This window comes from Shewanella sp. c952 (assembly GCF_019654975.1).
Taxonomy (GTDB): domain Bacteria; phylum Pseudomonadota; class Gammaproteobacteria; order Enterobacterales; family Shewanellaceae; genus Shewanella.
In genome coordinates this window covers 87944-110286 of record NZ_BPEW01000013.1, presented here as the reverse complement: position 1 = coordinate 110286, position 22343 = coordinate 87944, and the positions used below count along the sequence as shown (strand labels likewise).

Sequence of the window (22343 nt, the reverse complement as noted above, 5' to 3'; positions counted from 1 at the left end):
ATGCTTTTGTTTGACTGTTTTATTTTTATTGTATTTAGTATTCATTTTTATTTTTACATAGAAATGTATAAGTAAGTTATTGATGTTTTGAGCTATAAGTCAGAATTTAACTTTGGTAATAACTTATATTAATTTGGAATTAACGGTGAGGGTTTTGCAGTCTTTATTGGATAGTTTTATGGGGTTATGTGCTGATTATTTCGTATGTTATAGCGTAAAGATCTGTTTATCTGGGTGTTAAGCTTTAATTGCAGTGTTATAGGCTTTATCTGCCTTTGACGTAGAGAGTTAGATGCGTTTATTTAAAGCAAAGGCCACAAAAAGTGGCCTTTGAAGTGGCTATACAGCAAGCTGACTTAGTTTGCCTATGTCATCGCACTATTTTTGTTGTTGGTTTAGCGATTGGTAACCGCCACCATTATAGGTGTTAGTGTAACCGGCACTGATCAATGCTTCATTAGCAATACCGCTACGACGACCACTGCGGCAGTAAACCACCACTGATTTGTCTTTAGCCATTTTTCTATCTGCAAATACGGTCGTTATCTGCTCAAAAGGAATATTGATAGCGTTGGGTAGATGACCCTGTTCAAACTCTTCTGCGGTTCGTACATCGACAACTAAGGCGCCAGCATCAATTTTTTGCCAAGCTTGCTCAACATTTTGAACCGCCGCAAGTGCGAGTTTGCTAAACATAAATAGCAAAGCAGCTATTACCACAAAAATAATGGCATTTGATTTTAGAGACTGTAATCTAAGCATCTTACTCATCAATTTTCCTTTTTATAATAATTTAGAACTGGTTGATAGAGTATTATACCAATCAGTATAAGAAGTTTATCTACTCAGAGTGCTTTTTGCGAGCTAATTCAAGGTGGACAAACTCATAATTGTCGTGCCCTTATGAGTTTATCCAACGCAGAAGTAGCAACTAACAACACCCCTGACAAGCGAGTTTTAGCGATTATGATTCAGCGTTAATGAGCTTGAACCTAGTTTCACTATGGCCTCCACTCATCTAAAAACCGCTAAACTCTGCTGAGCGATCAAATCTTTATATTGATTGGTATGATATCGAGAACTGACTAACAGCTCTTGCTTTTTTACATATTAATCAATGTTAAAGCATCTATCTCCACTAACCATCCGTTGCTAATTGAGCCTCAGTTTTAAAGCCGAGTTTCTTCAATACCATAGCAGCAGGACAAAACCCAGTATAGGCACTTTGAGTTAAGTTTGCCCCGACAAATACGGTTAGCCAAACGAAGTTGTGATTAACCCATAACGTTAAGGCTAGTGAAAGCAAGATCATCATTCCGGCAAAAGCCATTATGGCGCGTTCTAAAGACATAGTGTTACCTCTCACAGTGTTAAAGTTACTTTAATTAAATACGTGCCGACTGTCGGCACGCGGTATGACAACTTTTTATTGATAGCGCTTTTTCATCACCGCATAGTAAAGCACTGGGATTACAACTAACGTCAGCAGCGTCGATACTAATATGCCAAAAATAAGACTGATCGCTAAGCCATTAAAAATAGGATCGTCGAGAATGAAAAGTGCGCCGATCATGGCTGCCATTCCCGTTAGCATAATGGGCTTTGCTCGAACAGCGCCGGAGTGAATAACGGCTTGTTCAAACGGCACGCCTGCAGCGGTTTCTTGGTGGATAAAATCGACTAATAAGATTGAATTTCGAACAATTATTCCGGCAAGCGCAATCATTCCTATCATCGACGTTGCAGTGAACTGTGCACCGAGTAAAGCATGACCTGGCATAACTCCAATAACCGTAAGAGGGATCGGCGCCATGATGATGAGTGGCACGGTATAGGACTTAAACTGTGCGACGACCAACAAGTATATTGCAATCATACCGACAGCGTAGGCGATTCCCATATCCCTAAATGTTTCATAGGTGATTTTCCATTCGCCATCCCACAGCACCGCGACACTATCGAGCCCAGTGGGTTGACTAATATAGTGTTGCTCAAATCCAAGGCCATCAGCGCCATTTATTTTGCCGACCATATCAAACATACCGTATAGGGGACTATCGAGCGGTCCGGCCATGTCGGCGACCACCATGATCATCGGGATCATGTTCTTATGGATTATTGGCGCATCAATTGTACCTTGTTGAATATGCAGCAACTCAGACATTGCAACGGCTTGACCTTCACTGTTTTTAATCGTCAGGTTCATTACTTGCTCTAAGTTGAACTTATCTGATTCTTTCAGCTGTATACGAATAGGCACAGGGTATTTTTGCTTGGGCATATGCATGTAGCTAATATCTTTGCCCCCTATGCTGGTGGCCACGAGATCGACCACCTGGCTATATTCAACGCCAAGCAAGCTCGCTTTGCTCCTATCTATATTAACTTGCCATTTAGCTTGTTCGGCAGGTAGGTAGATATCGATATCCACAACATCGGTTGTTTGATGAAATAAATCTTGTAATTGATTGGCTGCTTTCTCTCTAATCGCTTCACTGGGGCCATAAACTTCAGCAAGGATTGGTGACCAAACGGGTGGTCCAGGTGGAACTTCAACCACTTTGACATTAGCATTATATTGCTTAGCTATCTGCTGCAGTGGCCCTCTAACAGCGAGAGCAATGCTGTGGCTGTCTCTGTCTCTATGCTGTTTATCGACAAGGTTGACTTGAATATCTCCAAGCTCCTGTGTTTGACGCAAAAAGTAGTGACGTACTAAGCCATTGAAATTCATTGGTGCGCTGGTACCTGCATAGAGTTGATAGTTATCAACCTCCTCAACGGTGTTAAGGTGCTGCGCGAGTGCTTTTAAAGTTCTTTGGGTTTGTTCTACTGGAGTACCTTCTGGCAGATCGACCATGATCTGAAATTCTGACTTGTTGTCAAAAGGCAGCATTTTCAGTACCACTAATTTACCGATAGGCAGTGCAACGGCAATAGCGATAAGAACGAAGATCCCCGCGGCTAAACCAAAGCGCGCTTTTCTAGCACTTCTGCCCGTGACAAACGGTCCAATTAACCGATTAAAGGTGCGTACCATCAAGCCATCATGACCAGTTTCTTGGTTCGTCCCCTTATTGTCAGGCTGATTTCCATCGTGTTTTAACAGTTTACGGCTGAGCCAAGGGGTGACCATAAAGGCGACCGCAAGAGATATGAGCATCCCCATGCTGGCGTTTATAGGAATAGGGCTCATATATGGACCCATAAGCCCAGATACAAACGCCATTGGTAGCAATGCTGCAATAACGGTAAAGGTTGCCAGAATAGTTGGTCCGCCGACTTCATCAACAGCAATGGGGATGAGCTCGCTAAAGCTTCTTTTACCCATCGCCATATGGCGGTGAATATTCTCAACCACAACAATTGCGTCATCCACCAAAATGCCTATCGAAAAGATAAGCGCGAACAGGGAGATCCGATTTAAGGTAAACCCCCAAGCCCAAGAGGCAAATAGCGTCAGCGCAAGCGTAATGACAATGGCGATGCCCACCACTAATGCTTCTCGAAAGCCCATGGTGAGTAGCACCAAGATGACCACTGCAGAGGTTGCAAAAATCAGCTTTAAAATAAGTGTATTAGCTTTATTGCCAGCGGTTTCGCCGTAGTTGCGAGATACTGATATATTGACGGCGTCAGGGAGCAAGATATTATCGACTTTATCGACGCGATCAACAATGGCATCGGCGATATCAACGGCGTTAACGCCAGGTTGCTTGCCAATGGCAATGGTGACGGCAGGGTAGATATTGGCTTTATCGCCATGCCAGGCAGTTTGGCTGGGGATATCTGCTTTTAAAGTGATGTCAGCGATGTCAGCGAGAAATATAGGCGCAGCTTGATTATCACTGTCTTTGCGAACAGCAATCACCAATTGCTTTACATCATCAATACTGTTGATGAATTGGCCTGTTTGCACTTTAATCTGTTGATTTTGTTGTACCAGAGAAGCTGGCATAGAGACATGGTTATTGCTGCTTAATCGATTATTGATTTCATCATATGAGACGCCGTAGTAGTTCATTTTAATCGGATCAATACGGACATTGACGGTTAGCTGTTGCGAACCGACTGTGTTTATCTCTCGTGTTCCGGGGATCCTTTTAAGCTCGGTTTCTAAACCGTTGGCGACATGGGTGAGTTGCTCAGCTGATATCGCCGTGTCTTTTGACCATAACGTTAAGCTGACAATAGGGACATCATCTATGCCGCGAGGTTTTATCAGTGGCTCACCAACGCCTGCATCTAAAGGCAACTTGTCCAAGTTGGCGTAAATCTGATTGTACAGTTTAACGATAGCGTCGTTTCTGGCAACGCCCACCTCAAAGATGACGATAAACATCGCCCCATCTGGCTGCGAGAATGAATATAAGGTATCAATGCCTTTGAGCTCTGAAATTATTTGCTCGGTTGGTAGGGTGACTAAACTTTCAACTTCGGCAGGTGATGCGCCAGTAAAAGGAATATAAACGTCAGCGAAAGTAACATCAATTTGTGGTTCTTCCTCTTTAGGAGTGACGAGCACGGCAAAGAGGCCAAGCAGTAAACCCAGTAAAGCCAGTAAGGGGGTAATAGCACTGAGCTGAAAAGCCGCTGCAATTCTGCCTGAAATCCCTAAATTATTTTTGTCTGTCATCTTCTTAGCTCCCTATGGCTTATACTGCTTTTGTAAGCGCAATAAGGTTTGATAAGCATCTCTTGCAATAACATCACCGTTGGACAGGCCTGCTAAGACTTCAAAGTTATCACCATCTTGTTGACCCAACCTGACTTGATTGAGCACCCATTTGTCATTTTGCTGCAAATAGACGCCAGTCAGATCGTTAATAGTGATCAGCGCAGATTCCGGAATAAACATAGTTTGGCGTTGACCACTCACAAATTGTGCTTTTATCAAGCTACCAGGAATAAGACCGTCGATGTTACTTGGTAGTTCGATGCGTACCTTATAGCTATGACTGACTTGGTCTACAAAACTAAACAGATTAAGTTTGTCACTTGTCACTTCTGTACCGTCTGCCAAAATCAGTTTGAATTGAGGATGTGATTTCAAAGCACTGATATAGCGTTGGGGTACTTGAGTGACAGCGCGCATCTGTTTTAAAGAGTAACCAGAGTAGAGCGCTTGCCCAGGACTAACAGTCTCACCTTGCTCGACGTGTCTTTTGGTAACGACACCAGCAAAAGGCGCGCTGACAGCTGTGTACTTTAACGATTCGGTTGCTTGAATTATCCCTGCTTTAGCGGCGCTTACTGCTTGCTGCGTTGACTTGGCATTTGCCTCGGCTTCATCCATTGAACCTTCAGATATCGCACCTTGAGGAAAGAGTGTTTTATAGCGCTTTAATTGTGCTTGAGCTTCAATATTTTGGGCATTGGCTTTGGCATACTCTGCTTCAGCGCTGGCTAGCTGCGCACCTTGCTCTTTACTGGTTATCTCTAGCAGAGCTGCATTTTCGGCGACGATATCATTGACATCGTAATTGAGTTTTAAGATCCGTCCAGATGTTTGCGCAGAGACTGTAGCCGCTTTTGTCGGCTCTATAACGGCATCCAATGCAACCCAATTGGGATATGGCTGGTAGCTAACCGTTACCGTTGAGTGATTACTGACCGCAGGTGCTTCACCAGCCAAAGCTGAAAATGGCAGATTTGGTAGCAATGATAAAAGCAGTAATGCGAGTGAAGGAGAAAAGTAAGCCGTCATAATTCAATAAACCGTAAAAACATCCATGAGATTATTCTAATGGATGTTCGCTGTTGGTGCAATATTTATTCATTAGAAAAATACGATGGATAGGTGGTTGTAACAAAAAAGCACAATCAAATGATAGTGCTTTGCTAGGGCTGCTGGTTTTTATACTGCTTGGTATTAGGGACTGTTGCTCTTTTATGGTTGGTCTTGCCGCAGTGTATTGGCTACTTTAACGAGGCAGAGGTTATACGGCTTAGTCATTCTCCACGTTGTAACCTACAACGCAGTAAAAATAGCCAAGAAGCACGGCCCTTTGGGTTCGTTTCAATGTTTTTATCACTGCGTAAGGTGCTGTTCACTAAGCATCACTGCTCAAGCCTTTCCCAAAAGCATTATTGCTTACGGTAAAGAATTGAACAGCAACTAAGCTCGAAAGATCAACTGCCCCTAGTTAATCATTGAGGTAGTAGGTCAAGGTTGACACGATACGTACCTTCTTTATGTAGGGGGTATTGCTATCACGGTCGTTGATACTAAATTGCCCTTGCGCTGCTCTTTTAATCTTGCCTAATTTGGAGTCTGAATCTTTAGCGAATTTCTCTGCAACTTGACGCGCATTCTGTGTCGCAGATTGGATCATCTCAGGTTTAACATCATTAAGCTTGGTAAACAGGAACTGCGCTTTACTGTTGTAGTCTTGATCAGAGATAGCGATACCTTCTTTGGCAAGCGACAGCATTTGAGTGCGGGCGGACAGTAAAAGATCAATCTTATCGGTATAGAGTGATAATGAGACTCGAGCTGAATAACGATATTTCACATTAGGGTCTGAATACCCTTGGGCTAAGCGGTCATCAATGGCCGGAAGGGAGATAGTTATCTCTGAATCATCAAAACCTTGCTGTTTTAAAAAGGCAGCAACTATCTCCGTTTTGGTTTGTACATTTTGATAGAGGCTATCGAGATCGTTATCGACTTCGGTAAACCTGATTGGCCAGATGGCAATATTGGCTCGCACCTCTTTTTCAGCTAAGCCTTTAACGGTAACGGTACGCTCCATTGATTTCATTTTAATTAGCTTATCGCCGATGGTATTGCCAAGTAACACCATGCCTAAGCAGAGTAAGCCACCAAGAATAAAGGCTGAAACAGCGTTGTTTTTAGTCATAACAGATAGTTCCATCTATATAAATATACTCATGCTGCGAATTTTGGCGAGATGAGTGTGAAGAAGCTTAACGTTAGCAAGGATTATAGAATTGGTAAAATTAAAAGAAGTTTATCGAGGCAATAAAAAAGCCGCATAAAATGCGGCTTTCGGCTTATACAATGATCAACTTAGAATCTGTAGTTGTACTGCATAGAGTAGTATGTTGCATTTGAAAGCGTAGTGGCATGAACTGTACCTAGGTCGTTGCCTAATGTTGGCATTTGTTGGCCAACAAGGTCAAGAACAGAGCTGTGTTCAGTTAACTGAGTTTCTTCGCCTCTAATAAAGGCGATACCGAAATCTAGGCTGGTGTGCTTAGATAGGTTGTAAGTAGCACCCATCGTGTACCACTGACGGTCTGAATCAGGGATAGAGATAGAGCTCACTTCACCGACTACGCCTTGGTCAAACATGTAACCTGCACGTAGTGTCCAGCTATCATTAAGAGTGTAAGTTCCACCAACACTGAATAACCAAGAATCATCCCATGCGTATTTCTTTAGTTGCGCTTCACCTGGATCGTTGACTGTGATCTCATGGAAATCACCCCAAGTAGTCATTTGCGCAGTGTAGTGCAGGGCAAACTTCTCTGTTAGCTGGTGGAAACCAGCAACCTGGAAGATGTCAGGGATAGGGATATTAATCTCTTGAAAATCCACACCACCAAATTTAACATCGCCTTCAGCGGTAAACTCTGGGCTGAAACGGTAACTTACGCCAAGTCGGTGATTGGCATTGATTTCATAAACAGCGCCTACAATCCCACCGAAAGCGACGCCATCAGCGTCAACATCGACCAAATCGACTGGGACATAAGCACCGTCAGGGCCTAATGGAAGCTCACCCGAACGAGTCAGTGTTCCTTGTCCATAAATAACGTCTAAACCAGCACCAACACTAAAGTGGTCATTAATGCGGTAAGAGGCACTTAGGTTAAAGTTAATGGTAGTCACTTCAGTTTTACCTAGAAGGTCTACAGGTGCAGGAATTTGCGCTGCACCGCCTAGTATTGATTTAGGCTTTGATAAGTCGCCCGTATCAGTGCCTGTACCAAAGTTGCTGAACATAGCAACGCCATAGGCGAGCTTGTCATTGACTGGGCTTACATAGTAAAAGTTAGGAATAATTTTCGCTTCGGCTGCATCAGGCACGCTACCGTAGTGGATCTCACCTATGTTCGAATTGATATATACGTCGCTAACTTCTACTTCTACGTCAGCATAAGTTAAACCCATTGATAATTGCTTTTCATCAAACAACGCCATAGCAGCAGGGTTACGCGATAGCACTGATGCGTTATCTGCGATGACAGCATCACCGGCAAAAGCACGGCCGATACCGGTTGCTGATTGGCTGTTAAGTTGGAAACCAGCAGCCATTGATTGAGTGCTCACTAGAGCAACTGATACAGCGATAAGAGTCTTGTTGAAATACTTCATTATTATCATCTCTATTATTGTTGGTCTTGCTTATATAGGTGCTAATTTGAAATTAACTGCAAGATCCACTTGTTAGACCAGTGCATCTTAGGTAGGTAAGGGCAAGCTAACAACTCCGACCAGAGATAAAAAATTGTTAATTATTAGTTAATTGAGGCGCTTAGATGTTTAGAAAATCATTCTTTCGATTGAATATGATTAAAGAAGCTATACAGCATAAAGGCTTGGGGAATGCTTAAGGTTTAACTTATGGTTAAGAGTATGTAACGCCGACTTTTTTTTCGATGTGAATTAAGGGATAAAAAAAAGCGTACAGATGTACGCTTTTTAGAACTAATGTTAATTTACTCGATTACAGCTTAGCTTCGAACTCGCTAAATTGTGCTTTCACTTTATCAGATGGTGCCTGTAACTTACTGATAAGCACACCTGCGATGGTAGCAAATAGGAAGCCTGGGAGGATTTCATAAAGGTCAAATAATCCGCCGCTAAGTTGTTTCCAAACTACCACTGTGACCGCACCGACAACAATAGTGGCGACTGCGCCATTGCGACTGTAATCACGCCAGAAAAGCGACATCAATACCACAGGACCAAATGCGGCGCCAAAACCTGCCCAAGCATAACTTACCAGACCAAGCACGCTGCTTTCTGGGTTCAGGGCAACAACTCCTGCGATGACGGCAATGGCGAGCACGCCAATACGACCCACAAGCATAAGCTCTTTACTTTCCGCTTGAGGACGTAACCATTTTTTGTAAAAGTCTTCTGTAATCACGCTTGAACACACCAACAACTGTGAATCAATTGTGCTCATAATTGCTGACAGAATTGCTGCTATCAGTAATCCGCCAATCCAAGGGTTAAAGGCAGCGTGGGCTAAGTGAATAAATACCGTTTCTGGGTTTTCTAATGGTTCTGCTGCAAAATAGAGTGTACCAGCAAGGCCGGTAGCTAAGGCGCCAAATAGTGCGACGACCATCCAGCTCATTGCAATACGGCGTGATACGGTAATATCGTTGGCAGAACCAATGGCCATGAAACGCGATAAAATATGTGGTTGACCGAAATAACCTAGTCCCCAAGCGAGCAGAGAGACTAAACCGATAACGGTAGTATTTTCACTAAACAACGACAGCATAGCAGGATCTAAAGCTTCAAAACCTTGCTGCGTTTCGGGCTGACTGAAGATAGCAATCGGCACGATTAATAGAGCCACTAACATCAAGCAACCTTGGAAAAAGTCCGTCCAGCTAACGGCAAAGAAACCACCAACGAAAGTGTAAGCCACAATAATGGTAGAGCCAATGATCAGTGCTAGGGTGTAATCAAGGCCGAAAACCTTTTCAAATAAGATAGCGCCACCGACCATGCCAGATGATGCATAAAAGGTGAAAAAGACTAAAATAGTGACCGCTGAAACTAACTTGAGTATGCCTTTGCTGTCTTCAAATCGTTTTTCAAAGAAATCAGGTAGGGTAAGGGCGTTATCAGTAAACTCGGTATAAATGCGCAATCTTTTAGCGACAAACAGCCAGTTTAGCCAAGCACCAAAAACCAGTCCAAAGCCGATCCAAGCTTCACCCAAACCGCCTAAGTAAACAGCGCCAGGTAATCCGAGAAGCAACCAGCCAGACATATCTGAAGCACCGACACTTAACGCTGTTACGCCAGGTCCCATACCACGACCACCCAAAATATAATCGTCTACTGAGTCTGTTGCTTTGTAAGCCCAAAGGCCGATCCCCATCATTAAAGCTAAGTAGCCAATGAAGGTAATTAAAATGGGTAATTCTATGGTCATGAGATATTTACGCTTTTATCATTTTTAGTTGTGGCGCTATGCTAGCAGATATTTGAGCTGTAGCTCAATAATTGATGGGAGTGTGATTGAGATCTAACCAGTAGCGCAAAGATAGCGCTACTGGTTGTGAACGCTTTAGATGAATGTTTGCTTAATCTCGTTTTTCACGTGATTAAGATCTTCTGCTCCTTCACCAACAAGCAACATGTAGGCGTTGTCTGTTTCAAAGCCCATTCCTTTATACTTATTATCAGCAAAAGCTTCGTCAAGCACCATTCTATCTTCTAGAGGCACGATAAACAGCGTGACTTTTCCTGATTCACCTTGCATTACCAAGTGCAGGCTCTGGACGCCCTGAAAATCACAGTAGGTGCTATAAAACACTTTGCCTGGCTGCTGGGTAAACTTCATGTCGCTGCTGCCATTTAAAGAGGCGAGCTGAAAGTTAACATCTTGATATTGCACATTTTGGTCAACATGTAACGCTTTATCTTCATGATAAACATGCGCTAATGCATGCTGCCCTAAATCGACGGGTCCCATTCTTAATAGGGTAAAAGTAATACCAGCTAAAAATGCTACCGAGGCGACCATTGCAAATGCAAAGCCTGTTTTACGGCGCTGTGAATGATGATGCTGCAACTGCTGTCGCAGCAGTAATTTGGCTGCGAGATCGTCTGGCACATCAATTTTAAGCGCATTTTCGATTTTGTTATCTAAGCCTTTTAAATCATTTAAAAAAGCTTCTCTTTCAGCCGATTCCATTGCAGCTTGAAGGAACTCGGGATCTTGGTTATTTGGCTCACCATAAGCTTGGCGGCGAAATTTAAGTTCATCCATTGGATTGACCTCTGATAGTCGGTTGTTCGAGTACATCTTTAAGCTGGTTTCTAGCTCTAAATAAACGTGTCATTACGGTGTTTCTATTGAGATCTAATATTTTAGCTATCTCTTCACCACTGAAACCGCCTATCACTTGTAGTAATAGTGGTTCACGATATTCAAGTTCCAACTTTGAAATCTGTCTCTGCAATAAGTGTTGTTCTGCATGGTCTTCAGTGCTTCCGGAGAACGTATCTTCGATAAATTCTTGTTCAACATCTGAATAATTAAATTGCTTACGTTCAAAACGGCGAGCATTCTCACGACGAAGGATAGTGATCAGCCATGCTTTTGCAGCTTTTTCATCTTTCAATGAATCAAGCGAGCGCCAAGCGCGTAGAAAGGTTTCTTGAGTGATATCTTCAGCGATATGTTTATCGCCGCATAACCAATAGGCATAACGGTATATATCGGTATGAAGTGCCCTGACAAGGCTATCGTATCGTCTTTGTTTGCTAACCATGTCTGAAGAGACCGTGGAGCTAGACCTTTTATTTCGCCAACTATCAAACATTTTTACTTTTTTCTAACTGGATCAATATTTCACAGCTTAACCTTGTTCAACTTCGAATACCAATTGCAGGTAAATAAAGTCTAAATTAGCTGATAAAGAAGCCATTTATATAAAAAACGCTCCCAAAGGAGCGTCTTGTTATGATTTGCAGTAGATAATTCCGAACCGTTAGGATTTTGGGTTTAAAGCGCTAAGAGCAGAAGTGTGTTGCTGCTTATTGGTTGCTTTTGTTGATAACGCCAGTTTTAACAGTCGCTGATAATCAATGTTAGTGCTCTGCTCGCTATAGGCCGATTGTTGCAAAGCCTTTACCATGCTTGATAGCTCTGTTGATTGCTTAGCAATATCTTGCAAGGTCATTGGCTTTGCATTTACATCTGCAAAATAGGCTCTTAGTGCATTTATAACCGCGGTTGGGTCTTTCGCTGCGCAGCTGCTCTGAAGTGCCTTACGGCTGTTTGTTGGCGGCGTTATTTTTTCGATTGGTATCGGTTGTGTATTTTGCGGCTGTTGCTTTCTAGCATTTAACCACAGCATTAATGTCACTAACCATAAGATGGCGAGTATTGCGCTTATCCAAGGCCAATATCCTGCGTCTGTATTGGCTGTAGTACTGGTGGTTGGAGGATTGGTTGCTATTTCTGCTGCGCCACCTGTTACAACAATAGTGCGCGCTGGTAACGTTGCGTATTGCTGTTGCTTAAGGTGCGGATTCCACCACGGCACTTTAATTTTAGGTAAAGTATAAGTTCCCGCTTTTGTGGCGACTATGGCGGTAGTTTGCGTCAGTTGTGACACCATTTGTTTATCTCGAACAAACGACTTTCTCTGCGGCTTCTCTGGGTATGATTTTAGTGCAGAAGGTACCGAAAGTTGTAATTCAGGCAAGCTAGTTTCATCTGTATTTGATGCCAACAAGGTGATAGTGCGGGTAATGGGATCGCCGACTTTATATTCGACTGGCGACTCAGGCCAATCCTCTTTTATTACCACTAAGTCAGACACTAACCACTGACCTTGATATTCGACTGGCTCAGGGTTGATGAGTACCACTGATTTAGGCGCTTGTGTTTGTGTTGGCCTACTTTCATTGAATGAAAACATGCCACCATTGCGCTTGGCTTGCACCAGTACATCGCCGGAGAAGCTTGCACCATTAATGGTCAGCTCTCCCGGTTGGTCAGCAATAATGGCATAGGCACGTTCTATGACTCGGTAGCGTTTGCCATTGATTATCTCATTGCTGTCTTTATCTTCACCAAGTTGTTTTATTTGAGCGCCTTGTAACACGGGGGCACTAAGCACGCCACGTTGAAGCTCAAGGGCAAGATAAAGCTTAACTCGGTAGGTTAGCATTTGACCGACGTAAGCCTCTTCAGACGATAAGCTTACACGCATAAAGATATCTTTTTTCTGCTGCGGTTGGCTGCTTCTGTCTACCACTGAAAGCGTGATCGGACTCGAGCTAACTCCTTGTATCTGAAAGGCCGGAATAGTCACATTGCCACGCGTTTTTGGTGAAAGCAGCACTTGCCAGCGGGTTTCGTTTCGAGCATCAAAATTCATTATTTGCTTACTGCGGCTGATACTCGTTCGGCCAACAATGAAATCTTTAAGCAGTGCAGAAGTGTTGAGCTCGCCACTATTAACATCATCATCAGCAACCACAGTCAATACGAGCGATTCACCTTCTATGACCGGGTTTCGGTCAACAGATGCTTGTAAGCTCGTAATCGCATAGGCGGGCGTAGTGGTCGCAATGGCGAGTATAAAGAGTAGCAGTATATGTCGAATTACCACTGTTGGTTTTCCTTGGTGTTAATGCCTTGGCGGCGTCGTTTTTGATATTCAAGCTGCATTTTATTGCGCAGTAATACTTGCGGATCGTCAGCAATCGCTCTTAAAGCTCTTTCCATTTCTGGTGGCAGCGGCTCATCAGAGGCTGTAGCAGGTGCCATAGAGGCTGGTTCATCACCCTGTTGTGAGTCTTCAGATTCATTAGTTTGTTGAGCATTCGCTGGTTGTGGATTTTCCTGTGGCTTATCTTCTGGGGTTTTGTCATCAGACCCTTTTGCTTCCATGGGCGCTTCGTTACTATTAGGCTTATCTTGTGCAGGATCACTCGCGCCACTCTGCTGCGATTCATCAGCAGCATCTTCGCCGGAGTTTGTGTCATCTGACGGTTGTTGCTTTTGTTCTCCCTGACCACTGTCTGAGTCTGAACTGCTATCATCGGATTCTTTATCACTTTGCTGACCGTCATCAGATTGTTGCTCATCACTCTTTTGTTGATCCTCTGAGTTTTGTTTTTCATCTGAATTTTTCTGGTTGTCGCCGTCGCCCTGGGAGTCTTGTTGCTGTTGCTGTTGTAATTCTTTCGCCAATGCAAGGTTTTGCTGTGCGCTATCCATATCTGGTGCCATCTCAAGTGCATCTTGATAGCGTTTTTCGGCTTTATCATATTGACCAAGCTGCATCAGTGCATTGCCTTGGTTATAGAGACCATTGGCAGAGTTGTCTTGCTCAAACCCTGTTAGTGCTTGATCATATTGTCCCGCTTTATAATGAGAACTAGCCTGCCACTGAGCTTGCTCGAACTTTTGCGCAGCGGTTTCATACTGCGCGGCTTGGTAGTCTTTAGCAGCTTGTTGATCTTGAGTCTGCCACAAATCATCCCAGCTGTTAGCGTAAACGGGTTGTGTTGGTTGTAAAACTATCAGCAAAGCGATTGCACCAAGCAATCCATGCCTGAAACTGAGAAGGGCTGGCAGCAGCAGTAACAGTGCGATATAACCGCCCAGATCTTGCCAAACTTCGCCTTGCCTATCACTCTCTTTTGTATCTTTAGTGGTGGCTAGCCAATCGACCAGTTGCGTAATATCTTGACCGTCTGCACGTGTTGCGATGACGGTACCATTACTCGCAGCAGCTAATGAATTCAGTAATCCAAAATCAGTCTTTGCGACAACCACCTGGTTAGCATTGTCACGCAATAGTTGGCCGTCAGGCAGCTTAATTGGAGCGCCTTGTTCACTACCAAATGCTAGAATTCCTAACCGATAGCCACTGCCTTTTAACACCGATTGAGCGGCACTGAGCTGCGAGGGGGAAATCCCATCGGTAAATAAAATGACGTCACCACTAATATGTCCGCTCTGACTTAACAGTGATTTAGCATGTTCAAGTGCGGCTTCTATATTAGAGCCTTTTGTTGGCATGATACTTGGCGTTAATGTAGGCAGTAGGTTTAATAGCGTGGCGTTATCTCGAGTTAACGGGCTAATCGTAAATGCATCGCCAGCGTAAGCGATAAGACCTGTTTCACCTTCAGCAATCGATCCAAGCAGATCTGTTGCTCGATACTTTGATTGGGTCAACCGGTTTGGTACAAGGTCATTGGCATACATAGACAGAGACATATCCATCACAATGACTCGTCCTTGTGCTGACTCGTAAACTGGCAGCGGCGTTTTATCAATCGCGGGACCAGAAAGAGCAACAACAGCAATACACCATGCCATTGCAAGGTATGCAATATTGTGGCTACGTTTTTTATCAGTGCGACTAAGTAATATGTTCGCGAGGTGAGGGGCTATATATTGATCCCAGCTGGAACTAGCCCCGTGATTCTTTTTAATAAACATTAACACCATAGCCAGCGGGATGAGCGCTAATAGCCATTCTGGACGTATAAAATGCATGCTTAACGACCTCTCGATGGCTGTTTGGGTTTATTGCTGAATACAGATAGCTGCCCAAGGCTTTTTAATATGGTGAGCAATAATGCCAAGCCAAGTGGCCAATAAAACAGTTCTGATTGTGGTCGATAACTGAGTTGCTCTCGGCTAATCGGTTCTAGTTTATCGATCTCTTGATAGATGCGCTCGAGCTCTTCAGTATTGCGAGCGCGGAAATAGCTGCCACCCGTTTTCTCTGCTATCTGTTTAAGCTGGGTCTCATCTAAATCCATTGAAGGATTAACTCGTTCTTTGCCAAAAAGGGTACGACGTTCCATGACTTCGGCGCCAACACCGACAGTGTAAATGGTGATCCCTCTTTTAGCTGCGATATCGGTTGCCTGCTCTGGCGATATTGCGCCCGCATTGTTAGAGCCATCGGTAAGCAAAATAAGCACTCTATTGCTGTTTTCTACTTGGTCAAAGCGCTTAACCCCCAGCGCGATTGCTTCGCCTATTGCGGTTTGCCGGCCTACCAAACCTATCTCGGCCTCGTTTAAGTATTGAGCAACGGTACGTCGGTCTTGGGTGAGAGGAGATTGTAAATAAGCATGATCAGCAAATAGGATAAGGCCAATGCGATCGCCTTTGCGGCGCTCGATAAATTGGCTTATCACATGCTGAATAAGGGTAAACCTGTCGGTGACTTTACCGTCAATGACCATATCTTCAATCTGCATGCTGCCAGATAAATCTACCGATAGCATTAGATCTCTTCCCTTGCTAGGCAACTCTATCGGCTCACCCATCCATAATGGCCTTGCAACGGCAAACACTATTAAAACCCACACCAGCCAATAGCCTTTCGTCGATGTCGTTTCTGTTTTGCTCGGTAAACTCTGTGCTTCGACATCGCTACCTGGAAGATAGAGATGTCCACCTAATTTCGCTTGTTGCAACTGTTGTTTTTTTCTTAATAAGAGTGGCAGAGGTAACAGCAGTAGTAACCAAGGCAGTGCTAAGGTCAACATTATTTGGCCTCCATTTGCGACAGCCCAATTGAAGTTGCTTTAGAGGTTGGCAGAGGTAATGCATTTTTCAACCACTGCTCAGCGTACAGCTTCAAAGCGATAGCTTGTGACTCGGTTAATGGTTCTCGCTGGTAGCTGAGACTGAGTAATTCACATAATTCAGTCGGCGGTTGTTTAACTTGTTGGCTAAGCCATTTATGCCACGCGCTGCCAGATAAACTCGCAACCAAGTCCCGTTCGCAGTAGCTCATTGCCGCGCGTTTTAACACAGCACTGACGTTAGCAATATAATTAGCGGCTTTAAGGTCGAGCTCAGCGAGCTCGACTATCGCCGCTCGTTTTGCAGCGTTGTGCTTTCGGCGTTTACTCAAGTAGACAAACATCGCAATCGATGACATAAGCGCGATGGCTATGAGGATCCAATAGCCATAGGCAATTGGCCATAAACCAATTTCAACAGGAGTTTGGATATCTTGCAGTGATGCTAATGCAGGATTTGCTGCTGGTGTTTGTAGCGCCATCTATCTAAATGCTCCGAGCTGCTGGTTGAGGCGTTTACCTGCATCAATAAAGCGAGTTTCAACATTTATTTTTTGCATCATATTGGTGAATTCCGCTTTAATTTTTTGTTGGCTTTGTAACCAATGCTCATAACTGTGCCTGTCGATAATGCGCTCTTTTCCGCCGTCTTTAACCGGTAGTTTAAAGTGTTTTGGCAACGCAAGATTACCTTCCCGCAACGGGTCGGTAATCAAAAAAGCGCCCATATCACAGTGGCGTTTTAGATCTGACAACATGGCTAAACACGCGGGGCTAAAGTGACAACCATCGGAAACTATCCAAATTAATGATCCTGGCTTGGCAATACGCCTTAAACGCTTACAGGCATTTAGCATGTGCTCGGGGTCTGCCTCTTGCTCTGAGATAGCCTTAAGTTGACGTTGATGTAACTGCTTAATCGCAGAAACTAATTGCAATATTCCCTGCTGACGACTGCGAGGTTTTAGCTCAATATGTTCTTGTTCAGTGGCGATGATAGCGCCGAGCCTGTCGCCATGTAATATCGCGTTCCAGCCCAGAGTGGTCGCAACATGAGCGGCTTGCACCGCTTGTAGCAATAAGCTGGAGCCAAAGTACAAGCTATGGCTCAGATCTAGCAAGATAATGATTGGCCGTTCACGTTCCTCGACAAACAGCTTGGTGTGGGCTTTGCCTGTTCTAGCCGTTACGCGCCAATCTATCGTGCGCACGTCATCACCACTTTGGTAATGCCGAACCTCGGCAAACTCCATACCACGGCCTTTGATTGCACTAGAGCGATGTCCGGCCAAATTAGCTTTAGCCTTAGCCCTTTTCTCAGGCAAGGCTCGTGCTATGTTTTGGCAAGCAAGTAGCTCTTTTTCAGTGATGTTGATGCCATCAGCAAAAAGTGGCAGATCTGATTTGAGCATTTAAGGTACCGCAACCTGAGAAAGAATATGGTTAATCACATCATCTGCCGATACACCGTCCGCTTGTGCTTGATAACTAAGCAGTAACCTATGACGTAATACATTGGGTGCAACTGCTTGGATATCCTCTGGCGACACAAAATCGCGCTCATATAAGTAGGCACGAGCTCTAGCGCAGCGCTCAAGAGAAATGGTTGCACGTGGGCTGACACCATATTCAAGCCAACTTGCAAGCTCGGTGCTATAGGCAGCGGGCTGACGCGTTGCCATTACAATGTCGACGATATATTTTTCAAGTGGCTCAGCGAGGTAGATCTGTAATGCTTGCTCTCTCGCGGCAAAAATATCCCCTTGAATTATCGGCGTCATAGTCGGGATTTCTTGCTTTAATGCTTCGTTACGCGACAAACGTAAAATTTCAAATTCTGTTTCTGCACTCGGGTAGTCAAGATTAAGGTGCATCAAAAAGCGATCTAACTGTGCTTCTGGAAGCGGGTAAGTCCCTTCATTCTCAAGTGGGTTCTGCGTTGCCATTACCAAAAATAACTCTGGCAGTGGGTAGCTATTCTTGCCGACAGTCACTTGGTTTTCTGCCATGGCTTCAAGTAATGCCGACTGAACCTTTGCTGGAGCACGATTAATTTCGTCAGCCAGTATTAGGTTATGAAATATTGGACCTGCTTCAAATTCGAATGTGGCAGTTTGAGCGCGATAGATATCTGTGCCCGTTAGGTCAGCGGGTAATAGGTCAGGAGTAAATTGAATTCGGTGAAAGTCGCCTTCGACACCATCGCACAAAGCTTTAACTGCACGAGTCTTAGCAAGGCCTGGAGGCCCTTCTACAAGTAAGTGTCCATCGGCGATAAGCGCGATGAGTAAATTTTCAGTTAATGTCGGCTGTCCGAGAATAACGGTATTTAAGTATTCGCGTAGTGCATGAAATCGACTCAAAGGCATGATGGTACTCAATTTATTATGTATAGAGACTATGGACAATCTCTATGGTAAATAATTCAATCGGGTTTTGGCTAGTGTTAAAAAACAAACAAGTGTTTAAAATTTTTCATTTAAAAGTTAGAATCAGATCACACTTTAATGGTCAGACCTGTTTGTTGGTTATTTTGCAGGTTTCTCAGGGATATAAAAAAGCGAGCAACTTCAAGGGTTAGCGACGCAGAACAAGAGGGTGAAAAATGAGTGATAGACAGCAATTAACTAACGCTAGAGGCGAACGAATCGCGATTGTATCGGGATTAAGAACGCCATTTGCTAAACAAGCGACCGCATTTCATGGTGTATCTGCGTTAGATATGGGCAAAATGGTCGTGAATGAACTAATTTCACGTTCAGAACTAGACCCTAAACTCATCGAACAGCTTGTGTATGGTCAAGTTGTGCAAATGCCTGCAGCGCCAAATATCGCGCGTGAGATTGTTTTGGGTACTGGCATGGATATCAGTACCGATGCCTATAGTGTCACTCGAGCCTGTGCAACTAGCTTCCAATCAACGGTGAACGTTGCAGAGTCAATCTTGACCGGCAATATGGAAATAGGTATTGCTGGTGGTTCAGATTCATCTTCAGTATTACCAATTGGCGTATCTAAAAAACTCGCACATGCGCTTGTTGATCTCAATAAAGCACGTAGCTTTGGCCAGAAATTATCAATTTTCCGCCGTTTAGGTTTAAAAGATCTATTGCCTGTGCCGCCAGCTGTTGCTGAGTATTCAACTGGATTGTCAATGGGACAAACAGCTGAGCAGATGGCAAAAACTTACAACATTAGCCGTGCTGATCAAGATGCACTGGCCCATCGATCTCACACGTTAGCGACTGAAACATGGAATGCTGGCAAGTTAGCTGAAGAAGTGATGGCCGCTCATGTACCACCGTATAAAACTTTTATCGACCGTGATAACAATATCCGTGAGAACTCTAAGCTTGAATCTTACGCAAAACTTCGTCCAGCGTTTGACCGTAAACATGGCTCGGTTACAGCGGCAAACAGTACACCGTTAACTGACGGTGCATCTGCGGTATTGCTAATGAGTGAGGGTAGAGCTAAAGCATTAGGTTATACGCCGATTGGTTACATCAAGAGTTATGCATTTACTGCCATTGATGTGTGGCAAGATATGCTGATGGGGCCATCTTATGCTACGCCAATGGCGCTTAAGCGCGCGGGTATGGAGTTAGAAGATCTGACGCTTATTGAGATGCATGAAGCATTTGCAGCACAAACTTTAGCTAACATGCAGATGTTTGGTTCAAAGAAGTTTGCCGAAGAGAAACTAGGCCGTAATCGTGCGATTGGTGAAATCGATATGAGCAAATTCAATGTATTAGGCGGTTCACTAGCTTATGGGCATCCTTTTGCAGCAACCGGTACACGACTGATCACTCAGGTTTGTCATGAGCTTAAACGTCGTGGTGGCGGAACGGGTCTTGCGACTGCATGTGCAGCTGGTGGTTTAGGCGCAGCAATGATAGTTGAAGTGGAGTAATCGAAATGGAAAAGACATTTAATTTAGCTCGCCGAGAAGATGGTATTGCCATATTAACCATGGACGTTCCAGGTGAGACCATGAATACGCTGCGTAGCGAATTTGGTCCCGAGATCAGTGAGATACTTGCTGAAATAAAGCAAGACAGCAGCATAAAGGGCTTGGTGTTAGTTTCTGGTAAGAAGGATTCTTTTGTTGCCGGTGCTGACATTTCAATGTTAGATGCATGCGAAACAGCAATGGATGCTAAGTTACTTTCTCAACAAGGGCATGTGGTTTTTAATGAGTTAGAAAACTTATCTATCCCTGTCGTTGCTGCAATTAACGGTGCGTGTTTAGGCGGTGGTTTAGAGTTAGCATTGGCATGTCATCAACGAGTTTGTAGCTTAAATAGCAAGACAATGATGGGCGTACCTGAAGTACAATTGGGTTTACTGCCTGGCGGTGGCGGTACTCAGCGTTTACCGCGTTTGGTCGGCATTACAACGGCATTAGATATGATGCTAACGGGTAAGCAGATTAGACCTAAGCAAGCCATAAAAATGGGCTTAGTCGATGATGCGGTACCTGAGTCGATATTAATGCGCACCGCGATTGAGATGGCGTTGGCTGGTAAACGCACAGCTAAAAAGAAAAAGCAGTCATTTATCAACAAAATGCTTGAAGGCACCAGTGCAGGCCGAAATATTATTTTTGATCAAGCTGGTAAACAAGTCGCTAAGAAAACCCAGGGCAATTATCCTGCTCCAGCCAAGATCATCGATTGTGTTCGTCAAGGTATGACTAAGGGCTTGATTAAAGGTTTAGAAGTGGAAGCAAGTCACTTCTCTGATCTCGTTATGTCGAAAGAGTCTGAAGCTTTGAGAAGTATTTTCTTTGCTACGACTGAAATGAAAAAAGAGACTGGCGCTGGTGATGTAGAACCTCGTAAAGTCAAAAAAGCGATGATCTTAGGTGGCGGCTTGATGGGCGGTGGTATTGCTTCTGTAACGACCACTAAAGCAAAAATTCCGGCTCGGGTGAAAGACATTAGTGAGACTGGTTTAAGTAATGCGCTATCTTACGCATACAAGTTGCTCGATAAAGGCGTTAAGCGCCGCCATATGACGCCTGCTGTGCGTGACAACTTAATGGCGTTGATGACGACAACGACAGAATATAAAGGGATTAAAGATGCCGATATCGTCGTTGAGGCAGTTTTTGAAGATCTGTCGCTTAAACATCAAATGGTCAAAGATGTAGAACGAGAATGTGGTGAAAACACCATTTTCGCTTCAAATACCTCGTCGCTACCAATATCACAAATTGCTGAGGCAGCAACTCGCCCAGAAAATGTCATCGGCTTGCATTATTTCTCACCGGTAGAAAAAATGCCTTTAGTCGAGGTCATTGCCCATGAAAAAACCTCTGCCGAGACGATCGCAACAACTGTTGCATTCGCACGCAAGCAAGGCAAGACACCTATTGTGGTTCAAGATGGCGCAGGTTTTTACGTAAACCGTATTCTGGCTCTTTATATGAATGAAGCTGCACAACTGTTGTTAGAAGGGCAGAGTGTTGAGCATTTAGATAAAGCCTTGGTGAAATTTGGTTTCCCAGTCGGACCAATGACACTGCTTGATGAAGTTGGTATAGATGTTGGTGCCAAAATTTCACCTATTTTAGAAGCTGAACTTGGAGAGCGATTTAAGGCTCCATCGGCATTCGATAAGTTGTTAGCCGATGACCGTAAAGGACGTAAAAACGGCAAGGGCTTCTATCAATACGGTAGTAAGAAGAAGGCAAAAGAAGTCGACAGCAGTGTATACACTGTACTCGGGTTAACTCCGGGTCAAAATAGTGATGCAAGTGAGCTTGCTCAACGCTGTGTAGTGCAAATGCTCAATGAAGCGGTAAGATGTTTGGAAGAGGGTATTATTGCCTCGGCTCGAGATGGTGATATTGGTGCGATATTTGGGATTGGCTTCCCGCCTTTCTTAGGAGGGCCATTCCATTACATTGACACGCTTGGTCCTGCTAAGTTGGTGGAGATCTTAAGTGGATATCAATCTCAGTTTGGTGACCGCTTTGCACCTGCAGAATTGCTAAAACAGATGGCTAATGAGCAGAGCTACTTCTTCAAGTAATGCTTAAATA

General features: G+C 44.1%; 17 protein-coding genes. 2 read left to right on the top strand and 15 right to left on the bottom strand.

Annotation, left to right across the window (positions count from 1 at the left end):
* Window positions 1-378 precede the first annotated feature (378 nt).
* The 15 genes from K5R16_RS11070 to K5R16_RS11000 all read right to left on the bottom strand — a co-directional run bounded on the left by K5R16_RS11070 (window position 379) and on the right by K5R16_RS11000 (window position 18660).
* Window positions 379-771 carry a rhodanese-like domain-containing protein gene (locus K5R16_RS11070; RefSeq protein ID WP_259649843.1) on the bottom strand — a complete coding sequence of 131 codons (393 nt, stop codon included), beginning with the start codon at window positions 769-771 and terminating at the stop codon, window positions 379-381.
* Between the two features lie 367 nt (window positions 772-1138).
* Window positions 1139-1351: a DUF2892 domain-containing protein gene (locus tag K5R16_RS11065; RefSeq protein WP_220737621.1), complete on the bottom strand. Its 213-nt coding sequence runs from the start codon at window positions 1349-1351 to the stop codon at window positions 1139-1141.
* 75 nt (window positions 1352-1426) lie between these two features.
* Entirely contained in the window at window positions 1427-4636 is a 3210-nt protein-coding gene (locus tag K5R16_RS11060; RefSeq protein ID WP_220737620.1) for an efflux RND transporter permease subunit, read from the bottom strand.
* A 12-nt stretch (window positions 4637-4648) separates the two neighbouring features.
* Window positions 4649-5707, bottom strand: a complete 1059-nt coding sequence (locus tag K5R16_RS11055; RefSeq protein WP_220737619.1) for an efflux RND transporter periplasmic adaptor subunit — start codon at window positions 5705-5707, stop codon at window positions 4649-4651.
* Between the two features lie 439 nt (window positions 5708-6146).
* Entirely contained in the window at window positions 6147-6863 is a 717-nt protein-coding gene (locus K5R16_RS11050; RefSeq protein ID WP_220737618.1) for an SIMPL domain-containing protein, read from the bottom strand.
* A 170-nt stretch (window positions 6864-7033) separates the two neighbouring features.
* A complete protein-coding gene (locus K5R16_RS11045) occupies window positions 7034-8344 on the bottom strand; it encodes an OmpP1/FadL family transporter (RefSeq protein ID WP_220737617.1) in 1311 nt (436 codons plus the stop codon).
* 352 nt (window positions 8345-8696) lie between these two features.
* Complete coding sequence (putP, locus tag K5R16_RS11040; RefSeq protein WP_220737616.1) at window positions 8697-10148, bottom strand: sodium/proline symporter PutP; 1452 nt, start codon at window positions 10146-10148, stop codon at window positions 8697-8699.
* A gap of 135 nt (window positions 10149-10283) precedes the next feature.
* Window positions 10284-10988, bottom strand: coding sequence for a DUF3379 domain-containing protein (locus K5R16_RS11035; protein ID WP_220737615.1), 705 nt, complete (start codon window positions 10986-10988; stop codon window positions 10284-10286).
* The gene (locus K5R16_RS11030; protein WP_220737614.1) at window positions 10981-11544 is read right to left on the bottom strand and encodes a sigma-70 family RNA polymerase sigma factor; all 564 of its coding nucleotides are present in this window, start codon (window positions 11542-11544) and stop codon (window positions 10981-10983) included. Before K5R16_RS11030 ends, K5R16_RS11035 begins: the two co-directional genes overlap by 8 nt.
* A 168-nt stretch (window positions 11545-11712) precedes the next feature.
* Window positions 11713-13344 carry a BatD family protein gene (locus K5R16_RS11025; protein ID WP_220737613.1) on the bottom strand — a complete coding sequence of 544 codons (1632 nt, stop codon included), beginning with the start codon at window positions 13342-13344 and terminating at the stop codon, window positions 11713-11715.
* Entirely contained in the window at window positions 13338-15245 is a 1908-nt protein-coding gene (locus K5R16_RS11020) for a VWA domain-containing protein (RefSeq protein ID WP_220737612.1), read from the bottom strand. Before K5R16_RS11020 ends, K5R16_RS11025 begins: the two co-directional genes overlap by 7 nt.
* Window positions 15246-15247: 2 nt before the next feature.
* Window positions 15248-16252: a VWA domain-containing protein gene (locus K5R16_RS11015; protein ID WP_220737611.1), complete on the bottom strand. Its 1005-nt coding sequence runs from the start codon at window positions 16250-16252 to the stop codon at window positions 15248-15250.
* Entirely contained in the window at window positions 16252-16773 is a 522-nt protein-coding gene (locus K5R16_RS11010; RefSeq protein WP_220737610.1) for a DUF4381 domain-containing protein, read from the bottom strand. Before K5R16_RS11010 ends, K5R16_RS11015 begins: the two co-directional genes overlap by 1 nt.
* Window positions 16774-17703, bottom strand: coding sequence for a DUF58 domain-containing protein (locus K5R16_RS11005; protein WP_220737609.1), 930 nt, complete (start codon window positions 17701-17703; stop codon window positions 16774-16776).
* On the bottom strand, window positions 17704-18660 hold the full coding sequence (locus K5R16_RS11000) for a MoxR family ATPase (protein WP_220737608.1): 957 nt from the start codon (window positions 18658-18660) through the stop codon (window positions 17704-17706). It abuts the gene before it with no gap.
* A 236-nt stretch (window positions 18661-18896) separates the two neighbouring features.
* Here K5R16_RS11000 and fadI point away from each other — a divergent pair, with 236 nt between their 5' ends.
* Window positions 18897-20207, top strand: a complete 1311-nt coding sequence (fadI, locus tag K5R16_RS10995; protein ID WP_220737607.1) for an acetyl-CoA C-acyltransferase FadI — start codon at window positions 18897-18899, stop codon at window positions 20205-20207.
* Between the two features lie 5 nt (window positions 20208-20212).
* Complete coding sequence (gene fadJ / locus K5R16_RS10990; protein WP_220737606.1) at window positions 20213-22333, top strand: fatty acid oxidation complex subunit alpha FadJ; 2121 nt, start codon at window positions 20213-20215, stop codon at window positions 22331-22333.
* The last annotated feature ends 10 nt before the right edge of the window (window positions 22334-22343 follow it).